Source organism: Nostoc sp. FACHB-133, from assembly GCF_014698055.1.
In the GTDB taxonomy this organism is placed as follows: Bacteria; Cyanobacteriota; Cyanobacteriia; order Cyanobacteriales; family Nostocaceae; genus Nostoc.
Map to the genome: position 1 here is coordinate 23085 of NZ_JACJSH010000034.1, position 23788 is coordinate 46872.

A 23788-nucleotide genomic window follows, 5' to 3' on the forward strand; every position below is an offset into this window, starting at 1 on the left:
ATTTCATCTACCGCACTGAGGCTAACGCAAAAATTACTTACATTGCATCTATAGCGGTCTTTCTACCTTGCCAAACTATTATTATAAAATCGATGAATTCTCAACTTCCTCAAAAATTCCGTAGTCTGCTCAAAGCTTCTAGCTTTTGGCAAGACAACTATTTGATATTGCGAGAATTTAAACACTTTCGCAAAATAGTAATTTTAGCTCTAACATTCTCAATTTTAGCAGCAACCTTTGAAGGAGTAAGCATTGGTTTTTTACTCTCATTCTTGCAAAGCTTAACTAGTCCAAATGCTCAACCTGTCCAAACAGGAATAGAATGGTTTGATACTTTAGTCTTAGGTTCTAAGTCATCATCAATTAACCGTTTGTACCGCATATCTTCACTGATATTATTAAGTACTTGGTTACGTGTTGCCTTCAATTATTTTGGACTAGTTTATACTGAACTATCCCAGCTGCATTTTGGCGATCGCTTACGCAAGCAAATTTTTGAACAATTACAATCCTTATCGTTAAGTTACTTTGCCAAAACTCGTTCTGGTGAACTAATTAACACAATAACCACAGAAATAGAAAGAATTAGACAGGGTTTTAGTGGTGCAGCATTTCTAGTAACTAGAGGGATAACAACTCTTGTCTACTTAATCTCAATGTTTTTGATATCATGGCAACTAACTATAATTTCAGCATTACTATTTACACTTTTAGGTGTAGGGTTATCTAATCTGAATGCCAGAGTCAGAGAATCTAGTTTTGGCATGACAACTGCCAATGCTAACTTTACATCAACAGCCATAGAATTTATTAATGGCATTCGCACTGTTCATTCTTGTGGTACTCAAGAATTTGAGCGCCAGCGTTACTACAAAGCTAGTGACAAGGTAGTAAGTTCTACAACTAAAGTTGTATTCACTTGGACACTTGTCAAGCCAATTGCCGAAGGAGCAGCTACTACGGTATTGGTCGGAATGATTGTTTTGGCATTCACTAGCTTGGTTAGTAATGGAACGCTACAGGTCGCTTCTTTGTTAACATTTTTCTTTGTGCTATTTCGCTTTGTCCCGTTTGTTCAAGATATTAATGGCACGCGAGCATTTCTCAGTACTCTACATGGCTCGGCAGACAACATTAAAAATTTGTTGAAAAGTGATGATAAATATTATTTTAAGAATGGAAAACTTCAGTTTAAGGCTTTAGAAAGGGCGATAAATTTAGTATCTGTAGATTTCGGTTACGATGACCAGAATATAGTACTACATAACATTACCCTAACCATTGAAAAGGGAAAAATGACTGCACTAGTTGGAGCATCTGGTGCTGGTAAAACCACCCTTGCTGATTTAATCCCCCGATTTTACAATGCCACAGAGGGAAATGTTTATATCGATGAAGTTGATATAAGACTGTTTGAAATTAATTCTTTACGTCGTAAAATAGCTGTTGTCAGTCAGGATACATTTATCTTCAATACTGATGTTTGGCAAAACATTGCTTATGGAACTCCACAAGCCACTAATGAGCAAATTCAAGAAGCTGCTAAATTAGCAAATGCGCTGGAATTTATTTTAGAAATGCCCGAAGGTTTTAATACCCAATTAGGAGATCGGGGTGTTAGATTATCTGGAGGACAAAGACAGCGGATTGCGATCGCACGGGCACTACTACGGAACCCAGAAATTTTGATTTTGGATGAAGCAACTAGCGCTTTAGATTCTGTATCCGAGCGCTTAATTCAAGATTCGTTAGAAAAGCTATCTGTAGGTAGAACAGTAATTGCGATCGCTCACCGTCTTTCTACTATTGCAAAAGCAGATAAAGTCGTAGTGCTAGAAGCAGGACGGATAGTAGAACAGGGCAAGTATCAAGAATTACTCGCACGCCAAGGCAAGCTGTGGGAATATCACCAGATGCAATACTATAATTCGTAATTCGTAATGGGCTACGCCCCGCTACGCTGTTTTCATGCCCAAAGGGCTGTACGTAATTCGTAATTTACAAAATATAAATTACGAATTCATTTCCCTACTCAATTATTGATAATTTTAACGAGGAAAAATAAATGGTAAATATAGGCTACCACACTGCTAAAATTCAAGGTAAATTTAATCGTTCTCTATATAAAGCAGCCATTTCTCAGATTGTCAGCATCCCAATAAAGCAAACTCGGCAAGTTCCGGTAAGTATCTATGCTTTATCATGCGAACGCGATTTACCAGAACAAGTGGCAAGTATTCGCTCATTCATTCGTCATGTCGGCATTCCAGAGACATTTACTGTAGTTTCCGATGGCAGTTATACTGATTCTAGTTGTAATTTACTCCGCCGTATCCATCCCTGCGTTCAGGTAATACTTTTACAAAACTTTCTGAGAACAGATTTACCTCAATGTGTTCTTGATTATGCCCAACTGCATCCAATGGGCAGAAAGTTGTCGGCGTTGATGTCGATTCCTGTTAATGGTACTACGATTTACACTGATTCGGATATTTTATTTTTTCCTGGCGGGATTGACTTAATTGATTTGAGTAAGTCGGACGAAAAATATTCTCTTTATCTACCTGATTGTTCGATGTCGCTTGACGAGCGAATTATTTATGATGAGTCTGAAAAATCGAATCCTGTAAATGGTGGATTTATATTATTTAGGCATGAATTTGACTGGAGTTTTGCCATCGAACGTTTAGCAAATCTTCCAGAAGTTCCTAGTTATTTTACTGAGCAAACAATTGTACATTTGACCATGCACCACAATCATGGTAAACCTCTATGCTCAAATAAATATGTTCTCAATGTAGAAGATCAGTTTATTTATCCAGATAAATCTGCAAGTAAAAATATTGCTCTCAGACATTATGTGAGTGATGTTAGACACAAGCTTTGGTTTAATGTTGGCATATAAGTTGATGAAGATAAGCCTCTATTGATATGAGGAATCTAATTAATAGTAACGTAAAGACAAATGGTGATTAATGCTTAACTCAATCAATGAAGCCAAACAAGATAATAAACACTTGCATAGAGGGCTTTTTGAAGAAGACCTGATTTATCAATGCTCTAATTTTGATGTAGGTGAGGGCGGAGGTGTTGAAACTTATTTAGCTTCTCTGTTTGAACATCGACCACCTGAAGTTAGCGATCGCGTGATAAAATCGCTCAAGGGCGTTGAGCAAAGTAAATTCAAGCTGCTGCACATCCATAGCCCAGATTTATTATTGCAGCTTACAGGCGAATGTCCTACTGTCTTTAGTGTTCATAATCACTCATTGTACTGTCCTAGTGGCACAAAGTATTTAGCAGGGCAACGGACAATCTGCGATCGCAACTTTTCTTACTTAGGTTGTACTTGGGGTAAGTTAGTAGATAAATGTGGTAGCCGTAGACCTTTAAGAACTCTTAAAGAACTTCAAATTACTCATCAGTTATTAGATACCTTAAAAAAGGTAAAAATTACTTTTGTCGCTAATAGCGAATACGTGCGTCAAGAGTTGATTAAAAATGGCGTACCTTCTGAGCAAACTGTAACCCTACACTGTGGGATTTCTGTACCACAAATAAAGACCGCTCCCCTGAGCTTAGAAGTTCACCAAAATCATAGAATTTTATTTGTTGGTCGCATTGTTTCTGATAAAGGTCTGGAATGGCTACTTAAAACCTTAATACATACAAATCCGCAAATTCAACTTGATATTGCAGGTGAAGGTTGGGAACGGCCACGGTTAGAAAAGTTAGCAACCACACTCGGATTAAGTAATCGGATCACTTGGCATGGTTGGTGCGATGCTGAAAAAATAAATCAACTTTATCAACAGTGTTTTGCAGTCATCTTTCCTAGTGTCTGGCCTGAACCTGCCGGTCTTGTAACTCTAGAAGCATACTCTAATTATCGCCCTGTAATTGGTAGTGCAGTCGGAGGAATTCCAGAACATTTACGAGATGGAGAAACAGGTATTCTTGTTCCAGGTAATGATATCAAAAAGCTAGTTGATGCTATTAATTATTTGGATGGAGATTATCAAAAAAGCCGACAAATGGGCGAACAAGGCCATGCTTTATTGATGAAGGAATTTACAATGGCTGCTCATGTAAATAATCTGCGAACAATTTATGCAAAAACAATAGCCGAATTTCCTGCGAGAACGAAAAAATTATATAGTATTTCTCAAGTGAAATAAGCTTAGTTTGCTCCAAAGGTGCATCTTTTATCTATCTATGAAATATAAAGGAAAAAAATATGTCATTATCTCAAGAATGCCAACAGCCTTTAGTCAGTGTTATTATCCCTACCTATAACCGACCAGACTATCTCAAGCAAGCGATCGCTAGTGCTATTAAACAGACTTATCAAAATATCGAAATTATTGTTTCAGATAATTGCAGTCCAGAAAATCCTCAAGCACTTGTGGCATCTTTTGGTGATTCACGCATCAGATTTTGGCGGCACCAACAAAATGTAGGTATGCTTGCTAATCAACAGCATGGCTTCAATATGGCACGAGGTAAATATGTTGCTAGTCTTCATGATGATGATATGTGGAATGAAGACTTTCTAGCAAAGCTTGTACCAGTTCTCGAAGCCAATCCTGAATTAATTCTCGCTTTTTGTGACCAATATATCATAGATGCAAATAGCATAATTGATAATGCTGGAACTGAAAAAAATACACGCGGTTATAAGCGAGATAAACTCAAAGAAGGAATTTATCAACCTTTCTATAAAGTTGGATTAGTAGATAAAAGTATCCCTACTGCTGCATCTTGTGTAATTCGCAATAATCTTGTCGATTGGGATAGTATTCCTCCAGAAGTTGGTGGGATGTGGGATTTATATTTAACTTACATGTGTTGTATATCGGGTTATGGCGCTTACTACTATCCAGAAAGACTGACGCAATATCGTGCCCATGAGCAAACTGATACTATGCTTAGTGGTAGTCGAGATGTGCAGGCAAAAATCCGCAAAGCTAAAAGCGAAATGTTCTGTTATCAAGTCTTTATGGAAGACGCTCGGTTACAGCAATTTAGAACGTACTTTCAACAAAAATGGTTAGAGGCTAATACAACTTTGGGAATTGGTTTGCTGCGAAGTAAACAGATAGCAGTAGCACGTCCTTATTTTTGGCAGGCGCTGACTAAACAAAAATTTAATGCGCGAACTTTAGTAGCGCTAAGTCTTAGCTTTACTCCGCAATTTTTGGCAAATAAATTAATAGAATTGTCGAAATAGTAGAGCAATATGGCCTTGTAGGGGCAATTTATGAATTGCCCCTACCTGAAAATCTTTGTTTGTGTAAATGCTATTTTTTAACGAACCTTGAAGGTAAGAAAAGAAGATTATTTGACAATACGGTTAAGTTAAGAATAAAAATTTTTGTCAAAGTCATTTTTTGACGAACCCAGAGACGCAGAGGGCACTGAGAGAATAAAGAAATGTTTAATTGAACTGTATTGGATTATTTGAAACTTTTTAGTTGCTGTTTTACATAAGCTTAAATTACTAAAGAAGGTAGTGGATGAAACTTTGTATTGTTACTCATAAAATTAAGAAAGGTGATGGACAGGGACGAGTAAACTATGAGGTTGCTAATGAAGCAATTCGTCGTGGTCATCAACTAACATTATTAGCTAGTGAAATCGCACCAGAACTAGAAGCTAATAGTCAAGTTAATTGGATTCCAATTCCAGTGAAAGATTATCCGACAGAATTTGTACGTAATTTCATATTTGCCCAAAAAAGTACAGATTGGTTGCGGAAACATCGCTCTGAGATTGATTTAGTTAAAGTCAATGGCGCAATTAATTTGGCTGCGGCTGATGTGAATGCTGTACATTTTGTCCACAGTTCATGGTTGCGATCGCCTGTTCATATTTCTCGCAACCGCCGCGATTTATATGGTTTATACCAGTGGCTGTTTACGGCTTTTAATGCGCGTTGGGAAAAACTGGCTTTCCAAAAAGCGCAGGTTGTCGTAGCAGTATCAGAAAAAGTAGCTCACGAATTAGTCAACATTAGTGTGCCGCGTTCTCGCATTCGCGTAATTATCAATGGCGTTGACTTAGACGAGTTTACTCCTGGTGAAAGCGATGCCTGCGGCGGGCTACGCCTACGCCAAAAGTTGGGTTTACCGGAGAATGTCACCCTCGCATTGTTCGCTGGAGACATCCGCACACCCAGAAAGAACTTAGATACAGTACTGCACGCCTTGGTGAAAGTTCCCGATTTACATTTGGTGGTAGTGGGACACACCCAAAATAGCCCTTTCCCGCAGTTAGCAGCCTCTTTGGGGTTAAATGAACGTGTGCATTTTGTAGGATTTCGACGTGATATCCCCCAAATTATGCAAGCAGTAGATTTATTTGTTTTTCCTTCCCGATACGAAGCTTGCAGCCTCGTATTGTTAGAAGCACTTTCTTCAGGACTGCCAGTAATTACTGCCACAGCCACTGGGGGTGGAGAGTTGGTGACACCAGAATGTGGCATCGTCTTATCCGACTCAGATGATATTGATGCTTTGGCTCTGGCGTTGCTGACTTTGGTGAGTAGTCCCACCCTCATAAAGCAAATGGGCAAAGCTGCTCGTTCTGTGGCAGAACAACATAGCTGGACTACTATGGCACAAACTTATGTGGATCTATTCGAGGAGTTAAGCAAGAATGCGGAACACCGTTCTGATACCAACTTATCGCCGTCCACAAGACCTATCACGCTGCCTTTTGGCGCTACAGAAGCAAATTAAACCCGTCGATCAGGTGATAGTGGTCGTCCGCGATACGGATGCAGAAACTTGGCAATTTTTGGCGCAATTAAACGCGCCAAATCTTCCACTGCATACTGTGAAAGTCACACAACCGGGCGTAGTAGCAGCCCTCAACGCCGGACTAGCAGCAGTGGAGGGCGATATAGTTTCCATTACTGATGATGATGCTGCACCACACCCAGATTGGTTAGAGCGCATCGCCGCTTACTTTACCTTAAATAGTCGTCTTGGCGGTTTGGGAGGGCGTGATTGGGTATACCACGGCAGTAAATTAGAAGACGAATCTCGCCCAGTAGTGGGACAGTTGCAGTGGTTTGGGCGAGTGATTGGCAACCATCATCTGGGAGTGGGAGAACCCCGCGAAGTCGATATTCTCAAAGGCGTAAACATGAGTTTTCGTAAAGAGGCCATTGGACAATTACGCTTTGATGAGCGGATGCGTGGTACTGGGGCGCAGGTACATTTTGAAATGGCATTTACTCTGGCATTAAAGCGGGCTGGTTGGAAGATAATTTACGATCCTAATGTTGCTGTAGATCACTATCCTGCACAACGTTTTGATGAAGATCAGCGAAATAATTTTAACGAGATTGCCTTTATTAATTTAGTCCATAATGAAACCCTAGTTTTACTAGAGCATTTGCCATTTATCCGCCGGATTGTATTTTTATTCTGGGCAGTATTTGTAGGTACGTGCGATAGTTTGGGTTTCGTACAATGGTTGAGATTTTTACCTAGCCAAGGACAGTTGGCAGGTAAAAAGTTGCTGGCATCTTGGCGTGGGCGTTGGCAGGGATATAAACAATTTGTCATTGGTCATTAGTCATTTGTCATTGGTCATTGCAGACTGATTATTTCATTTGGGATTTTTTATGTGTAAATCTAAAATCTAAAATTGAATGAATTCTAGACAGATACTTTTCAATAGTTTTTTAGAAGAAAATTATTCTCCAGAAGAGCGATCGCAACAGGGGTGGATGGCGATCGCAGGCTTTATACTACTGATTGTAGTTTGCTATTTTGCTGGTGCTACTGCTGCATTGCGCCTAATTTATCCGGTGACGGCTTTAGCTGTAGCCGTGTTTTTATACTTGCGGCATCCCATTCTCTACATCAGCTTTACCTGGTGGATATGGTTTCTCACACCCTTAGCTACCCGCTTAGTTGACTATCGGGTAGGCTGGGACGCTACCCGCCAGATGCTCATAGCACCATACTTAGTGGTGTTTGTAACCATAGCAACATTCTTGCGACATTTTCCCCGCGCCTCACGTCAAGGGGGTTTGCCGTTTGTTATGGCTTTTATCGGAGTCTTTTATGGCTTTCTCATCGGTCTGATTTATAACCCACCAATCCCTGTAGCACGTGGGCTGCTGGATTGGCTCAGTCCGATTATCTTCGCTTTTCACTTATTTATAAACTGGCGAGATTATCCTAGCTATCGCCAGAATATTCAGCGAACATTTCTTTGGTGTGTGTTAATTTTAGGAACTTATGGCATATATCAATTCGTAGTAGCTCCTGAGTGGGATAAGTATTGGCTAATCCAATCAAAACTATTCATGAGTTCTGGAAACCCTGTACCTTTCGGGATGCGTGTCTGGAGTACATTGCACTCAGTCGGCCCTTTTGGTTCCGTCATGCAAGCTGGTTTACTGTTGTTATTTACCAGTTCGGGAAATTTAATTTTTCCGGCTTCAGCTGTTGGTTACTTGTCGTTCTTACTAACACAGGCGCGGACTAATTGGGGAGGCTGGTTATTTGGAATAATTATGATTGTGGCTTCAGTCAAGGCGCGAATTCAAATGCGCTTAATCATCATAATTGCGGTGATGGCAATTTGTGTTGTGCCATTGACAACTATTGAGCCAATTGCTGGAGTTGTATCAGCCCGTTTGGAAACTTTTTCTAATCTTCAAGATGATACAAGTTTTAAAGATAGATCGGGAAGTTATGACAAAAACCTTGGTTTAGCCCTTTCTAATGGTTTAGGTAACGGCTTAGGAAATATTTGGAAAGTCAACGAAAAAACTGGTCAAATTGAAGTAGTGGTGATTGATAGTGGCATTTTAGATATGTTTTTCACCCTTGGTTGGTTTGGAGCCATCTTTTATATGGGTGGATTAATCTTGTTAATTATTAGTGTTAGCAGTTATGGTGAAGGACGTTTTGATAGTTTTATCAGTGCTGCTCGCGCGATTGGTATCAGTTCTGCTACACAGCTAATTATTGGTAGTGGAATGTTAAGTGTGGCAGGGATGATTCTTTGGGGATTTTTAGCTATGGCTATGGCAGGACATAAGTATTATCAACATCAAAAGAATTATGAATTATGAATTATGAATTAATCCAAAAATATTTGACTATCCTATTGCAATGTACTTGTATTAAGCATTTTCTCATTCTCTCTGTGTCGCGCCAGTTGCTTCAAGTCGGGGAACCCGCCCAACGTACTGGCTTCTCTGCGTCTCTGCGGTTCGTTTTGGAGTTGTAAAAATTATCAAAACCGCCAAGTCGCCTTCTCTACGAGACACTACGTGAACGCGCAGCCTGTCGTAGAGAAGAGAAAAAAGAAAGAAGTTTACAAATTATTTAGGATTGATATAAATTATGAAAGCAATTATTATAATGCCACTAGCCGAACAACGAGGCGGCGGTGAAATGATGCTTTGGGATTTGGTACAGCAGGGACGTAATGCTGGTGTTGAGTGGCTGGTAATATTTTTAGAACACGGCCCGATGGTAGAACAAGTAAAGTCCCTTGGCATTGATGCACGAGTTGTAGAAAGTGGACGTTTACGCCAAATCCACCGTTTTATTGGTGCTGTTTTTCAGATAGCTGCGATCGCACGCCGCGAACGTGCAGATATAATTGTCAATTGGATGTGGATTACGCATATATCTGGAGGTTTGGCGGCGATGTTGGCTGGTTTACCTGCTGTATGGTATCAGCTAGAAGTACCTAGCGATAAAACTTGGTTGGTAAGACTCGCTACTTTAATCCCAGCCCGCGCAATTATCACTCTCTCCCAAGATGGTAAGCAAGCACAAGCAGAGATTTGGCCCCATAGACCAACACCCTTGGTTTATCCTGGTGTCGCACTAGACCGATTTGAGCCTGATGCTTTGCCAACTCCAGAAGAAGCACGGCGCAAACTAGGCTTACCTTTACACGGTCCATTGATTGGAATTGTGGGACGATTGCAACGATGGAAGGGAATGCACATATTGGTGCAAGCAATGCCCAAAATTTTAGAGAAGTATCCTGATGCTCATTGTGTGGTAGTTGGCGGTAAGCACGATTTAGAACCAGACTATGAGGACTTCTTAAAAGCCGAAATTGCTACCTTGGGCTTGAAAGAACAAGTAATTATGGCTGGATTACAGCGTAATATCCCGGAGTGGGTGCAGGCGATGGATGTATTCGTTCATGCCTCGGATAAAGAACCCTTCGGAATTGTGATTATTGAGGCGATGGCGCTGGGTAAACCTGTGATTGCTGGCGATGCAGGAGGCCCGACAGAGATTATTACCGATGGAATGAATGGACTATTAACACCTTACGGCGATGCGGATAAATTAGCGATCGCAATTCTCCGCTATCTTGACGAACAAGAATTTGCTCGCAGTACAGGAATCGCTGCTAGGCAACGCGCTTTAGATTTTTCAACGCAGAATTATGCTCAAAACTTTATTAGTGCAATTCGTTCTGCAATACCCAGTGTTTCATCTGCTGAATGAAATAGTAAACTTTTTGCAAAAGTCAGTTTTATGAAAACGAAAACACAGATTGATGCTAATGAATTATCTATGTACAGTCTGTGGTCAACAAATATCTAGCGATCGCAATTTTCCCCTATCTTGGCGAGTAGAGATGTTCCATTGCAACGTCTCTACTCTTATTTTTTAAATTAATTACTTAACTGTTTTATCTATCAGCCTACTTGAGTGATGTAAAAACTAACACTAGTCGCATCGCTTAACGATATGGATAAAGTGCAGCTAAATTAAGTGAGTGGGTGCAAATAATCGTCGTTGGGTTAAGACAATAGGCAATCTTACTAAAGTCAATAGGCATAAGGGTTTTAGCCTAGTTTATTTTTATTTATATAGTTTGATTTTATTGTGCCAACTTACTTAGTCTAGCAAAAAATTATTCCTTACCTAGCTGATTTTCTTTTGATTTCATGGCTTAAATTCTTTATCTAACTCTTATTAATTTGCTTCATTGCATAAAATTGATCGACTATTACTTAAATATTTTATACAAAGCTATAGATGTGCTGCTCTGTTATTTGATCCACCAAATTCTTCAAATTACCGAACTCATCAAATCTTCATATATTTGAAGCTTAGTTTGTCTTTTATTGTAAAAATAGTGGGAATAATAAAATAAATTTGATTGAACAAAGTAGTTAGCTATGAGCCAGATATGTTCTATCTCCAAAACCTGTGCTTGTCGCAATGTTGCACGCTGCCAGACTAAGGAGGCAGGCAGGCTCTTTCTCTGGTTCCCTGTTACACATACCCTCAAAAAAGTCACCTCCTACCTACAGCAGCTTGGCCTTGAGTATGAATTGATGCACGAGCGACCAGGTTTGAGTTTGAAGTGTAAAGCCGGACAGTCCATAAAAATTGCCCGTAATCTGGCCAAACTACTTGCACCTAGAGAATTAAAAGAGACGCAAGTCCTTTTCATTCAAGGTAATATCCAACCTCAACTACATGATTTTAGTGACATAGCCTCATTACAACGCTTCATTAAGTTGAACCAATCCGACTGGCTGGTTGAAATGCTGGCAACGGAACGATTCACCAGTTACTTTCAACCAATTGTCTCAATTAACGATACATCGGAGATTTTTGGATATGAATCGCTCTTGCGGGGACTGGATGAAGAAGGGAATTTAATGCTACCGACACCAATTGTGGAGTTAGCAACCGAAGCCGGACTAATACCACAACTCGACCAAGTTGCTCGCCTCAGCGCAATCACTGAATTCAGTCGGTATAAAGTGAGTGGGCATATCTTCATCAATTTTGCACCAACGTCACTTTATGACCCAGCTTTTTGCCTAAGTAGTTCAGTAGAGGCAATTGATACTGCCGAAATTTCGCACGATCGCGTTGTTTTTGAAGTTGTGGAATCAGACAATCCTCAAGATTTAAGCCATCTCAAGGCAGTGCTTAAATATTATCGAGATGCTGGATTTTTAGTAGCTCTTGATGATCTTGGTTCTGGCTATTCCAGCCTAAACTTGCTGCATCAGTTACGTCCAGACTTTATCAAGCTGGATATGGAGTTAATTCGAGATGTACATCAAGACCTTTACAAAGCTTCGATTACCGAGAAGCTTTTAGAGATTACTCAAAAGTTAAACATCCAGACGGTTGCTGAAGGAATTGAGTGTATTGAGGAACTGAACTGGCTGCGAGAACGAGGTGCAAATCTTGCTCAAGGCTATTTGATTGCTAAACCTAGTGCAGTGCCTATCACTACAACCCCTCACTTTGATCCGATCGCGTTCAATGTAGCATCGACAGATTCTAAGCTGGTTAAGCGCCATGTCCAACACCAAAATGAGTCCGAGCGAATTGTCGCAGCTGTGACGCAGCGCATTCGACAATCGTTAGAGTTAGACGAGATTTTGCAAACCACAGCAGCCGAAGTGCGGCAACTGTTTGAGGTAGACCGAGTAATAATTTACCAGTTTGAGCCAGACTGGAGTGGGTTAGTAGCTGTAGAATCCTTAGCAGAAGAGTGTATGTCCATTCTGGGATTTCACGTTATGGACACGTGCTTTCAATCTACCCGTGCAATTTACTTTCAACAAGGTAACACCAGAGCGATCGAAGATGTTGAAACTGCCGGATTATCGCCGTGTCATGTTGACCTCCTGCGGAGTTTGCAAATCCGGGCAAACCTTGTCGTGCCTATATTGCAGAAAGAGCGTTTGTGGGGACTATTAATTGCTCACCAATGCCGTAATGCCAGACAATGGCAGCAATCGGAGATTAACTTGTTTAACCAGTTAGCAGGACAAGCTGCGATCGCTATTCAGCAATCAGAACTTTACCACCAATTACAACAAGCAAACCAAGAATTACAGCGCCTTGCCTGTTCGGATGGTCTGACCCAAGTGGGAAATAGACGCTGCTTTGATGACACATTCAACACAGAGTGGCAACGGTTGGCACGAGAGCAAGATTCGCTATCTTTGATTTTGTGCGATGTCGATTACTTTAAGCTTTACAACGATACACATGGACATCTGGCAGGAGATGATGCCCTTAGACAGGTTGCCAAAGTAATCTCTCAGACAGTTAAACGCCCTGCTGATTTAGTCGCTCGTTATGGTGGAGAAGAGTTTGCAGTTATTTTACCGAATACTGATATTGAAGGGGCCATTGCAGTTGCAAGAGATATTCAGACCAATATTAGTGCATTAAAAATGCCTCATCCCCATTCTCAGGTTAGCGAATTCATCACTCTAAGTCTTGGTGTGGCAACCATCACTCCTCATAGCCAATTATCTCCCGCAACCTTAATTGCTGCTGCTGACCAGGGACTCTACCAGGCAAAAGCACAAGGAAGAAATTGTGTGGTGCAGATAAACTGTCAGGATATTGAGCCTAAATCTTTCCTTTAGTACCAGTTTCATTTCCTCTGCTGTATAACTACATCTAAAGGGGTAGTCAATTTATATTTTTTAATATAGCTTGCTTTATTTCCACCCATTTGACTTGAGATTACTGAGTAAAAAATATTATTTTCCAGTCCTCAGTTCCTACTTCATGTATTTTGGTATATGTAGTTTATTCCGGTTAATTAACAGCTTGCTACAGGCTACGCTTAAGCAGCTTAAACCAGTGTTCACTGATAACTAATATGAATTTAGAACTTACGTAAAACTATATGCAGTAGGGGTAATTCAATTGTCCCTACCCGAAAATCTTTCTTTTTGGATTCTTTTTTAAAATTGGTATAAGTCCTGGAATTGGATCGCTTATCAATGAACATACACTTAAGTATGCTCAAGTTAAAGGTGATTTATGTAACTCTTAAAACCGAAATTACACAAATATCTTCCTTAAAGGCTTTTTGGAAATCATCACTTAAATATAAAGTGATTTAAATGTTAATAGCTTGACAACAGATGATTATATGAAATAATTATCATCTATCTTATAGAGATATCAAGGTATCTCTCAATAGGTTTTGATAATAAAACGCTTACATTCTTACATTATTTAAGTTTTACGATCGCGTATGAATATATTAATCATTTTAGCTGAAGTCAGCCTTGTAATCTTTGTTTTTTTATTACTGAACTGGTTTGTAAGCAGGTTATTCAAGCTATTTACAAAGACCTCTATATTAAAGAGCGAAGATAGGAGTATCAAAACCTTGCGTCGGAACATCACAGGGTTATTGTTACTTGCTTGCTTGGTGTCATGTATTTTGATTGTGGGTGCTAATGGTTATCTAGTTTATCGTGGCGAAAACCTTCAACAATACACTATAGCAATGCTTGAGCGTATTCCATCAGGATTTTGGATAACTCTGGGAATTGGCATAGCTCAGAGCATTGGCACTTTCATATTAGCCGCGATCGCACTGAAATTTCTGAAATATTGGCTGAAGGTAGCTAGCACTCGCGCCAAGAACTTAGAAAAAAATACCGCCGATGATGAAAGTATTGATGCTTTCTTTAACGCCCTCTATCACAGAATTAGTGGTGGAATCTGGCTGTGGGCTGTCATTTTGTGCGCCCAGTTTCTCAAATTGCCAGCAACGGTTTCGGAATATTTGTACATTGCACTGCGAATCTATTTAATTATTGCCGTCGGGTTGCTGATTCTCAAAGCAGCCGCGGCGGTAGTTGATTTTCTTGATGCGCTCAGTGTCAGATACTCCAACCCTGATAACCTTTTGAGATTCTACGATCGCCTCCGACACCTGATACCCTTTTTAAAGCGGTGTCTGGAGTTTGTAATTTATGTCTGCATGGCAACATTAGTGATTCAACAGGTGCAGTTAATCGCCAATATTGCAGCTTTTGGCCCGCGAATCATCAAGATCATCGGCATCATCTTCATTAGTCGTGTGTTGTTTGAGGTCGTTTACTTACTTGTTGAAGAGGTGCTGTTTAAAGACCGGAATCTAACTGATATTCAAAGAAGTAGACGTTTGACACTCGTTCCTCTTTTTCGTAGTTTCTTACAATATTTTGTATACTTTGCTGCTATTATCTCTATTCTCTATACTCTTGACATTGACCCAACTCCTATACTTGCAGGTGCTGGTATTGTCGGTATAGCCGTAGGTTTAGGGGCACAGACACTGATCAATGATATAGTCTGCGGCTTCTTTATTCTGTTTGAAAACTACTACTTAGTGGGTGATTATATTGAGGCTGGGAAAGCCGAAGAGAAAGTTGTCGAAGGTGTTGTTGAGGCAATTGAACTCAGAACCACTCGTATTAGACATCCCAATGGTCAATTGCAGATTATTCGCAATGGAGATATTGGGTCAATTACCAATTATTCTAAACAGTATATCTTTGCAGTAGTCGAAGTTGGTGTGCCCTATAATTCCAACTTAGCTCATGTGTACAAAGTGATTGAGGAGGTAGGACAACAGTTAAAAACAAACGATCCAGATGTACTCGAAGGTACACAGATAGATGGAGTAGAAAGCCTTGGAGAGTCTAACTTATTGCTGCGGACATTAACGAAGGTGAAGCCAGGAAAACATCTTCAGATTCAACGCGTTCTTCGAAAGATTTTTACAGATGCACTACTGCGCGAAGGAATTGTAATTCCCATCCGTGCCGAAAGTGCTGAAGGTTAATTTGGCAGTTTATTTTTAACAAGCATTGCAAGTTGGTGTTATGTCAATACTACTCGGGTTTTGGATTTTGAACTCAGAATTGGGTTTGGGGAAAAGGTTAAAGGGAAAGGGTTAAAGGTTTTTTCTTTCCCTTTTCCCCTTCCCCTTTTCCCCTTAACCGACAAGTATTGGGTGTGATGTCAGGCTTGAAGAAATTTGAAAGGTAGCAAAAATTGTGTCCATTCATACAGCACAACAGTAATGATTGTTATAGGCTTGGAAAGCCCTTTACTTTTATACTTTTGGCGAAACTTCACCGCCAAACAAGCACCAGAGCGATAGGAAATTACTTATGACCAAATGCGATTGATAATTATCAAACGTAAATCTGGTTAAGTTGAACATATCCCTGTCAGCAGCATAAGTGACATCCTACGCCCTGGTTATCTCTTTTAACGGGACTTAAACAAAAATCAAGCCCAGCATCACAATAGTTTCTGATAGTTCTACAGCAATATATAGATAACTATGGAATCACTGAGCAAATTGATCAACTCAAGCCATAGTCAAACATTGAATACTAAACTTTATGGTGATTGAGTAAAAGTATAAAATTTGTCAGAACGTATTTGAGCGCCATTTCGCCAAACTTCCACTCTTTCAGGGCTGACTAAATAATAAAAACTACCATTATCTGCTCGATATCTGCCTTTACCAATATTCAAAGCTGGTATTTTTATAGGCTTGCTTGGGTCTTGCTTCAACCGCCCAATATAAAATAATTGGCCATTTTCTTCACAGACCTTGACACGAATATTTGCAGTTTCACCATCAATAATGGTAACTCCATTGCAATTAGTATCACTGCTTATATGTGCAAAACCCATTGGAGGCAATGAAGGTGAAACTTGCTTTGCTATGGGGGGTGTCAAGACTGGGCGGTTCGGGTTATCCACTTGCTGAATTGTAGAAGCAGGGGAAACACTTGCAGTTAAAGATGTCAATATACGAAGGGGATCAACTGCTATTCGACCATTTGGATGAACTTCAAAATGGAGATGAGGTGCTGTACTATTGCCTGTAGATCCCATCTCAGCAATAATTTGACCTTGAATGACCTGTTGATCCTTGCTTACCAGCAAACGGCGATTGTGACCATAAACAGTAGTGCTACCGTCAAGATGCTTAATAGTTATGGCATTGCCTAACCCCCAATTATCCCAACCTGCTTTTACAACAGTACCCGATGCAGCAGCAACAACTGGGGTTCCAGATGCCCCTGCAATATCAATTCCTTCATGTTGATATTTGCGAAAGCCTTGAGAAATAAACCCTTGAGTCGGCCAGATTAAGTTAGAAGCGGGGATAGGAGTTTGCCCAATTGGGGAATCGCTTGCTAACTGTGTTAGGGCAGATGTAGTTGTACTTAATACGGCGGTTAAGGAAATTAAACCAATTAGTCCATAAGTGCGGTATCGAAAAACGGTAAGTTTTTTCATAATTGCAAGCCTATTAAAACAATAATTCAGATAGTTTCTGATTATTTGCTGTTTCAAGCTAACTCGGAAAATATCAGGAAGTTTAGCAGATATGTTATTTTTAAGACCTTAGCCAGACACTTTCGTGCTAGAACTACATAAACATCTCCAGAAATCAAATATGTTTTATCCAGAAGCCTTGTAGAGACGTAGCACTGCTACGTCTCTACATTTATTTTCGAAGATGTCTAATATCTGCTCCGTATGCCAGTTATCGACGCATCGAATGGGGCATACGTTTATCAATTGCTAGAGTTTTGGGTTCAGACCCCCAATGTTGTGTCAGCTTTCTGCTTTCTTACGAGAGTTCAGTGGCTTCAATTTAGGAGGGGTCGAATCCTATTAGTAATATTGCTCCTGCCTTCTGCCTCAAACCTTAGTATAATTATCGATTACTTTGGCTAAGTCTGGAATAGCTTCTTCTACGTGCTTTTTGGCTGAACCGCGAAGTTTTTCATAGGTTCCTCGCACGATTTGGCGCTTGGCACTCTTGACTCTAGCATCAGTTACACCCAGTAGCGCGTCTGCCGTATGAGAGCGGTTTGCACTCAGGTGTCCAATTGGATCACCTTTCTGTACACCTTCGCTCCAGATGGGATCAAGTGCGGTGAGGCACTGCGGCAGGATCTGCTCAACTACGTAGGGGATATACCCTGGCTTGACTCCTTTCAGAGCAGCAAAGGCAGTTTTCAAAGCGATGCCGCTCATACCTGACTTGGATGCAAGCTGTACTTCTATCATGTTGCAACATTCATCTACGACCATCGCTTTTTTGGTCGGGTTCAAAAGTCCTTCGTTAAGTCCCATTTCACTTTTCCTTATCTCAGTACTTAATTTCTATTCGACTAACTTTTTTAGCAAGCAGGAAATTACAAAAAATGGTATCAGAGTTAGAGGATGTTATGAACATCACTTTCTCACTACTGAAGGCTTCGTCCATAGTGCAATAGGCTTGAGTTAAGGCTTGATTCTCTCTAACCCTCCTTTTTAAGGAGGGAATTAAAGCAAGCCTTGCGTTTACACGGTAGAGTTGGCAGAAAAGAGACAGGATGGTAAAAATTAGGTTATCCCGTCCTGCTGAGACCTGAGTTGTGTCTCTGGCTGACTTGAGCCAGCAGGTAAAGCCTTATGTTCAGATCCTGAAGCTTCATTAGGATAATCTGGAGGTTTTGAGCCACCCGATCGCTTCCGAGAAAATATGGACTGAGCTAGGGTCTTGACTAAGATATACAAAATTGGCACCAAGAACAAACTCAAGAACGTGGAAAGCAGCAACCCTCCAAAGAGCGCTGTTCCTAAAGACCAACGGCTACTGGCTCCAGCCCCTTGAGAGATCACCAAGGGCAAAAATCCTAACAGCGCTGCAAAAGAAGTCATTAAGATGGGTCGCAGACGTTCTTGTCCCGCTTTCACCGCCGCGCGTGTGTAGCTCATACCTTGCTCATGCAGCTGATTGGCAAATTCCACGACTAAAATCGCGTTTTTTGCAGCTAGACCAATCAAAGTTACTAGACCCACTTGACAATAGATATCATCCACTACTTTGGGGAAGAGACTACCTGCCATGAAAATATTGGAACGTAGCCAAATCGCCGTCATCGCTCCCAAAACTGCTAGGGGAACTGTCAGCAAAATAATAATTGGGTCAACATAGCTTTCATATTGAGCCGCCAACACCAGAAAGACAATAACGATCGCTAAAGCAAAAATCAAGCCTGTGGCTCCCCCTGATGTCTTCTCCTGGAGATAAGTCCCTGTCCACTCATAACCAAATCCTTGAGGTAAGACCTCTGCTGCTACTTGCTCCATCGCTTTAATCGCCTCTCCAGAACTAGAACCGGGAGCAGGAGCGCCTTGGACTTTGATTGATCGGTACAAGTTGTAATGGGAGACGGTTTTTGGCCCCACAAAGGGAGTAACTTTCACCAAACTGCTCAACGGAATCATCGCCCCGTTTGCAGAGCGAACATAGAGTTTGCCAATATCATCTGGATTAGAGCGAAAAACCCCATCTGCTTGGACGTATACTCGATACTGTCGCTGTCCTTGGACAAAGTTATTTACATATTGCGATCCCAAGTAAGTTTGCAACGCTCCAAAGATGTCGTTAATCTCCACATTGAGAGCTTTGGCTTGGTTGCGGTTTACCTGAATGTCAAATTGGGGAGTATCTGCGGTGAACTGAGTGAAAACTCGTTGTAAAACAGGCTTTTTATTTGCGGCTGCAATAAATTTTTGAGCAGTCTCAACTAGGGTTTCAATCGGCGCACTTCCAGTTCGGTCTTGAATGATAAACTCAAAACCACCTGTAGTACTTAACCCTCGAACCGGAGGAGCATTCACTGCGATCGCTCTAGCTTCTGTAATTGTTGAGAGTTTTTTGTTCAGCCTCTGAAGTATGCCATAGACAGACTCAGATTCTTTAGCTCTTTCTTTCCAGGGTTTCAGGTTAGCAAAGGCAATACCTAAATTAGAAGCATTACCATCGAAACCAAAGCCACTAATCATAAAACTAGCTCTAACTTCGGGAGCCGATGTTACTTCTTTGACAACCCGATCCATAACAGATTCGGTGTACTTCAAAGAAACCCCATCTGGCCCTTGGACAATTACAAAGAAGTAACCCTGATCTTCCTCTGGAATAAACCCGGTAGGAACTGCTCTGTACATTAAAACCGTTGCTACCAAACCAGTAATGAAAACCCCAATTACAATCGGCTTGACATGGGTAAGGTAGCTAACAAACCCGACATATCGCCGCGTGAACCAAGAAAATCCCCGATTAAATTGCGTAAAGAACCAACCCAAAGGGCCCCGTGCAGTCTGAGCAGGGCGCATGAGGATGGCTGCCATACTTGGAGAGAATGTTAAAGCATTGAAGGTGGAAATGGCAATGGAGCAAGCAACGGTTAACGCAAATTGTTTGTAGACAATCCCTGTAGTGCCTGGAATGAATGCAACGGGAATGAATACCGCCATCAGTACAAGTGAAGTGGCAATGATTGCCCCAGTCAACTCCTTCATCGCTTCGACAGCCGCCTCAAAGGGCCTCATGCCCTGCTCCAGTTTGACTGCAACTGCCTCCACTACAATAATGGCATCATCAACAACGATCCCGATCGCTAAAACGAAACCAAATAAGGTCAGTGTATTAATCTGAAATCCTAAAACCAAGAGAGCCGCGCATGTCCCAATCAGGGAAACGGGAATCGCAACAGTAGGAATGATCGTGGTACGCCAATCTTGCAAAAAGACGAAAATTACCAAGACCACCAGGATAATCGCCTCAACCAAAGTGTGTAGAACTTCTTCTAAAGAAATTTCCACAAATGGAGTGGTATCAAATGCCAACTGTGCTTTTAGTCCCGGTGGAAAATTCTTCTCCAGCGCTACAATCTGCTCTTCAACAGCATGAGCAACATCTAAGGCATTACTACCCGGAAGTTGATATATCCCCAAACCCACGGCTGCCTTGGGAGCATTTCCTGGGATGGTAAATTTGGCATCAGCAAGATAGTTTTCTGCTCCTAGTTCAACTCGACCGACATCTCTGACTTTAACTAAGGTGCTATTCGTAGTGCCATTGGTAGTGCCATTGGTAGTGCTATTAGTAGTACTATTAGTACCACCTTGACTGACCTTCAGCACCATATCCTCAAATTCAGCCGCATCTTTAAATCGACTGGTTGCCCGTAAAGCAAATTCAAAGCTTTGATTATCTGGTGCTGGTTCCTTACCAATCGCCCCTGCACCCACCTGAATATTTTGTTGTTGCAGGGCAGTTGTCACATCTTGAGGAGTTAATTGGTGTTGGGCAAGCTTGTTGGGATCGAGCCAAAGACGCATGGCATATTTGCGTTCCCCAAAAACCCTAGCACTTCCTACACCAGGAAGCCGTTTGATCTGATCGAGAATATACAGATCGACATAATTACTGATAAAAATGTTGTCATACTCATTATTTTCTGAGTAAAACCCATAAACCAGAAGGAGACTGCTTGATGCAGTTTCAACGGTGACACCTGTTCTTTGAACAGTATCTGGTAATTGAGGTGAAGCAAGTGCTTCTTTATTTTGAACGTTTACTTGAGCAATATCGCTATTAACATTAGTTGGGAAGGAGACAGTTATATTGCTAGAACCATCATTACCCGTGTTAGAGGATATATAAGATACATCTTTAACACCATTAATTTGTCGCTCGATAATGTTGGTGACACTGCTTTCTGTTGTTTGAGCATCCGCACCAATATTGTTAGAGCTAACGGTGATTTGCACCGGGGCGAGATCCGGTAGCTGAGAAATTGGCAGGATGGGAATACAGATGCTTCCCAGCAGCAAGATGATAAACGTACAGACTGTAGTTAAGACTGGACGTTTGATAAAGGTGTTGACAAACATAAATCCAGGAACAGTTTAATTCTGGTTACGGACAGAGTGGCTTTTTATTAATATAAGAATTTATTAAGGTTTCATGTTAAATATTTTCTCCTTCCCATACTCCGTATGAGAATACATAGGTCTGGGCTGCTGACTCAAGGGGAAATCAAGCTTTTTTCAACTTTGGGACTTACGCCAAACTAGATACGCTCAGGGGGCAATACCCTACGGGAAGACCTACGCTAACGCCAGTTCCTTTATGCCGGGGAAGCCGTCCACCGGACTGGCTCACAGCTCTGCGTCTACATGAATTGCCCTAAGAAGAAAATCTTTCTTTTCAGCGATTGTTTGCGTAAGTCCCGGACTTGTGTGTACACCATAGCCCCTTTGTAAGGGGCAATAGGACAGAATTTGGTCTAATCAACTGAAAAATGCGGTAATGAAGCCAAATTTCTAATGAGATTTGCCATTACCTTGAGAATTTAACAACTGATCGTCATTGACCCAAATCGCTTGTTGAGGTACAGAAATAGAGATTCCCTCTTTGTCTAGGGCGACTTTCAGGCGACGGCGGAACTCCCGTGCTACATCCCATTGCTTCAGGGGCTGTGTTTTAAACCATACACGAATAATCAAACCGCGATCGCCAAATTGATCTATTCCCAAAACTTGGGGCGGTTCCAAAATTTGACGCTGCCATTGCATTTCTTGATTCATCTCGAAAGCAACTGTTTCAATCAACTTTAAAGCGTGTTCTGTATCGGCTTGGTAGGCAATGGGAACCGTTAAATCGGCTCGTGACCAACGACTGGAAAGATTGGCAACAATTTTAATTTCACTATTGGGAATGGTGATCAAGCGCCCTTCAGAATCCCGCAGTTGGGTCATCCGCAGATTCAAATTTTCTACTAAGCCTCCTACGTCTCCCACATTAATCACATCGCCTAAAGCATACTGGTCTTCTAAGATAATCAGGAAACCGTTAATCGCATCTTTAATTAGGTTTTGCGAGGCCAGAGACAATGCAACACCAACCAAACTCGCACCCGCTAGCAAGGGAACGATATCTATCCCCAATGACACCAGCGCTAGCAAAAAGCCTACTCCTATGCAGATACCAGTAGCGATGCTTTTAGTCACGCCAGAAAATGTGGAAACTCGCAGTTGCAGCCGTTCTGAACTTTCTGGAGTCAGTAAAGCACCACTGCTAATTAGAGTGGTGGTGAAGCGGTCAATAAGGGCGTAGATAAGACGAATTGCTACATAAGTTCCCAAGAACACAACACCTAATCGCAAAGGAAATTGGGCAGCTGTGAGAATCCCTAGCTGAAATGGTCGTGTGTAGGGAAATAGACCCAAGATAAAGAAACTTCCACTACCCCAAATTCCAGCTTGAGTTAGCTGAAACAATCGTCTTTTGACTTCTTGGATATGCCGATGTTGCTGTTGATTTAGTTGTGTTGTAATTGGTTGGGCTGCTGCTGGAGAAATTGGGGAGTTTAGGGGCCATCTAAGAGGTTGGGAGGCAATGGGCTGTACTGAATCTTTTTTGGAACGGCGCTGCCAACTATATATCCCCCAACTCATGATAATCATTGCCAGTCCTGTACCCGCAGCAATTTTACCTTGGTTGATTAAAAATTGAGTTTGTCTTTCTTGCTTTGCTTGTTGCAAGTCTTCTTGTAACGATTCCGCGATTTGATTTGCCGATGTCGATATATCTACCTCTCGCAATCCAGCATCTTCAGAAGTGATCGTCATCAGGTATTGATCGTTGACATAAATTACTGGTAAGTCGTTTACTTTACGAACTTCTACCTTGACTGCTGTTTTTGCTGGTGATTGAATGTAATTTTGGCTAATTTTCTCCAACTTCTTTTGGATATCTTCTGAACGCTCAGGGAAGTTGGCTTTTGATGCTGCGATTTGAAATAACCGCCGACCATCTAAATAAATCCAGCCTGTGACAAGCCGATCGTTTGAATCATTACTCACAGTGCTGGGAGCTGGTAACTGAGGTAAAAATGGAATCTGGGCTGTGGCTTTTGCTATAGGTACAACGGCTATGGCCATTGAACTAGCGATGCCTACGGCGGGCAAAGCCAACGCCAAAAATTGAAAACGCACTCAAACACCTCCTTGAAAACAATTGACTATTGACTACTTCTATAACCATCCTCCGCAATTACTTTGAGTAAATGTACTTATCTAAAGTTGAGGTTTTCTCTTTAGATGATGAAAGTTCGATGTTGTTTTATTTGTCCTCTATCTTTAGA

General features: G+C 41.2%; 14 protein-coding genes. 10 read left to right on the forward strand and 4 right to left on the reverse strand.

Annotated elements, in window-relative coordinates; all coding sequences use genetic code 11:
- Positions 1-92 precede the first annotated feature (92 nt).
- From hepA to H6G86_RS24090, 10 genes are all read left to right on the forward strand, one after another.
- On the forward strand, positions 93-1934 hold the full coding sequence (gene hepA, locus H6G86_RS24040; protein WP_190936432.1) for a heterocyst formation ABC transporter subunit HepA: 1842 nt from the start codon (positions 93-95) through the stop codon (positions 1932-1934).
- A 131-nt stretch (positions 1935-2065) separates the two neighbouring features.
- Entirely contained in the window at positions 2066-2905 is an 840-nt protein-coding gene (locus tag H6G86_RS24045) for a hypothetical protein (RefSeq protein ID WP_190936433.1), read from the forward strand.
- A gap of 70 nt (positions 2906-2975) precedes the next feature.
- The gene (locus H6G86_RS24050) at positions 2976-4178 is read left to right on the forward strand and encodes a glycosyltransferase family 4 protein (protein ID WP_190936434.1); all 1203 of its coding nucleotides are present in this window, start codon (positions 2976-2978) and stop codon (positions 4176-4178) included.
- Positions 4179-4237: 59 nt separating this feature from the next.
- A complete protein-coding gene (locus tag H6G86_RS24055) occupies positions 4238-5230 on the forward strand; it encodes a glycosyltransferase family 2 protein (protein ID WP_190936435.1) in 993 nt (330 codons plus the stop codon).
- Between the two features lie 286 nt (positions 5231-5516).
- Positions 5517-6740, forward strand: coding sequence for a glycosyltransferase family 4 protein (locus H6G86_RS24060; protein WP_190936436.1), 1224 nt, complete (start codon positions 5517-5519; stop codon positions 6738-6740).
- Positions 6658-7584 carry a glycosyltransferase family 2 protein gene (locus H6G86_RS24065; RefSeq protein ID WP_190936437.1) on the forward strand — a complete coding sequence of 309 codons (927 nt, stop codon included), beginning with the start codon at positions 6658-6660 and terminating at the stop codon, positions 7582-7584. Before H6G86_RS24060 ends, H6G86_RS24065 begins: the two co-directional genes overlap by 83 nt.
- 76 nt (positions 7585-7660) lie before the next feature.
- The gene (locus H6G86_RS24070; protein WP_190936438.1) at positions 7661-9097 is read left to right on the forward strand and encodes an O-antigen ligase domain-containing protein; all 1437 of its coding nucleotides are present in this window, start codon (positions 7661-7663) and stop codon (positions 9095-9097) included.
- 274 nt (positions 9098-9371) lie between these two features.
- Positions 9372-10502, forward strand: coding sequence for a glycosyltransferase family 4 protein (locus tag H6G86_RS24080; protein ID WP_190936440.1), 1131 nt, complete (start codon positions 9372-9374; stop codon positions 10500-10502).
- A gap of 680 nt (positions 10503-11182) precedes the next feature.
- On the forward strand, positions 11183-13411 hold the full coding sequence (locus tag H6G86_RS24085) for a bifunctional diguanylate cyclase/phosphodiesterase (protein ID WP_190936441.1): 2229 nt from the start codon (positions 11183-11185) through the stop codon (positions 13409-13411).
- Between the two features lie 620 nt (positions 13412-14031).
- Positions 14032-15615 carry a mechanosensitive ion channel family protein gene (locus H6G86_RS24090; protein WP_190936442.1) on the forward strand — a complete coding sequence of 528 codons (1584 nt, stop codon included), beginning with the start codon at positions 14032-14034 and terminating at the stop codon, positions 15613-15615.
- A gap of 566 nt (positions 15616-16181) precedes the next feature.
- On the opposite strand, the gene H6G86_RS24095 is transcribed toward H6G86_RS24090, so the two are convergent.
- From H6G86_RS24095 to H6G86_RS24110, 4 genes are all read right to left on the reverse strand, one after another.
- Positions 16182-17093 carry a M23 family metallopeptidase gene (locus tag H6G86_RS24095; protein WP_190936443.1) on the reverse strand — a complete coding sequence of 304 codons (912 nt, stop codon included), beginning with the start codon at positions 17091-17093 and terminating at the stop codon, positions 16182-16184.
- 408 nt (positions 17094-17501) lie between these two features.
- A complete protein-coding gene (locus tag H6G86_RS24100; protein ID WP_190936444.1) occupies positions 17502-17939 on the reverse strand; it encodes a DUF6918 family protein in 438 nt (145 codons plus the stop codon).
- A 252-nt stretch (positions 17940-18191) separates the two neighbouring features.
- Positions 18192-21533 carry an efflux RND transporter permease subunit gene (locus H6G86_RS24105; protein WP_190936445.1) on the reverse strand — a complete coding sequence of 1114 codons (3342 nt, stop codon included), beginning with the start codon at positions 21531-21533 and terminating at the stop codon, positions 18192-18194.
- A gap of 432 nt (positions 21534-21965) precedes the next feature.
- The gene (locus H6G86_RS24110; RefSeq protein WP_520448990.1) at positions 21966-23639 is read right to left on the reverse strand and encodes a DUF8459 domain-containing protein; all 1674 of its coding nucleotides are present in this window, start codon (positions 23637-23639) and stop codon (positions 21966-21968) included.
- Positions 23640-23788 lie beyond the last annotated feature (149 nt).

Coding starts and splice junctions, on each gene's coding strand:
- hepA (WP_190936432.1), top strand. CDS start 93: ATGAATTCTCAACTTCCTCAAAAATTCCGTAGTCTGCTCAAAGCTTCT.
- H6G86_RS24045 (WP_190936433.1), top strand. CDS start 2,066: ATGGTAAATATAGGCTACCACACTGCTAAAATTCAAGGTAAATTTAAT.
- H6G86_RS24050 (WP_190936434.1), top strand. CDS start 2,976: ATGCTTAACTCAATCAATGAAGCCAAACAAGATAATAAACACTTGCAT.
- H6G86_RS24055 (WP_190936435.1), top strand. CDS start 4,238: ATGTCATTATCTCAAGAATGCCAACAGCCTTTAGTCAGTGTTATTATC.
- H6G86_RS24060 (WP_190936436.1), top strand. CDS start 5,517: ATGAAACTTTGTATTGTTACTCATAAAATTAAGAAAGGTGATGGACAG.
- H6G86_RS24065 (WP_190936437.1), top strand. CDS start 6,658: ATGCGGAACACCGTTCTGATACCAACTTATCGCCGTCCACAAGACCTA.
- H6G86_RS24070 (WP_190936438.1), top strand. CDS start 7,661: ATGAATTCTAGACAGATACTTTTCAATAGTTTTTTAGAAGAAAATTAT.
- H6G86_RS24080 (WP_190936440.1), top strand. CDS start 9,372: ATGAAAGCAATTATTATAATGCCACTAGCCGAACAACGAGGCGGCGGT.
- H6G86_RS24085 (WP_190936441.1), top strand. CDS start 11,183: ATGAGCCAGATATGTTCTATCTCCAAAACCTGTGCTTGTCGCAATGTT.
- H6G86_RS24090 (WP_190936442.1), top strand. CDS start 14,032: ATGAATATATTAATCATTTTAGCTGAAGTCAGCCTTGTAATCTTTGTT.
- H6G86_RS24095 (WP_190936443.1), bottom strand. CDS start 17,093: ATGAAAAAACTTACCGTTTTTCGATACCGCACTTATGGACTAATTGGT.
- H6G86_RS24100 (WP_190936444.1), bottom strand. CDS start 17,939: ATGGGACTTAACGAAGGACTTTTGAACCCGACCAAAAAAGCGATGGTC.
- H6G86_RS24105 (WP_190936445.1), bottom strand. CDS start 21,533: ATGTTTGTCAACACCTTTATCAAACGTCCAGTCTTAACTACAGTCTGT.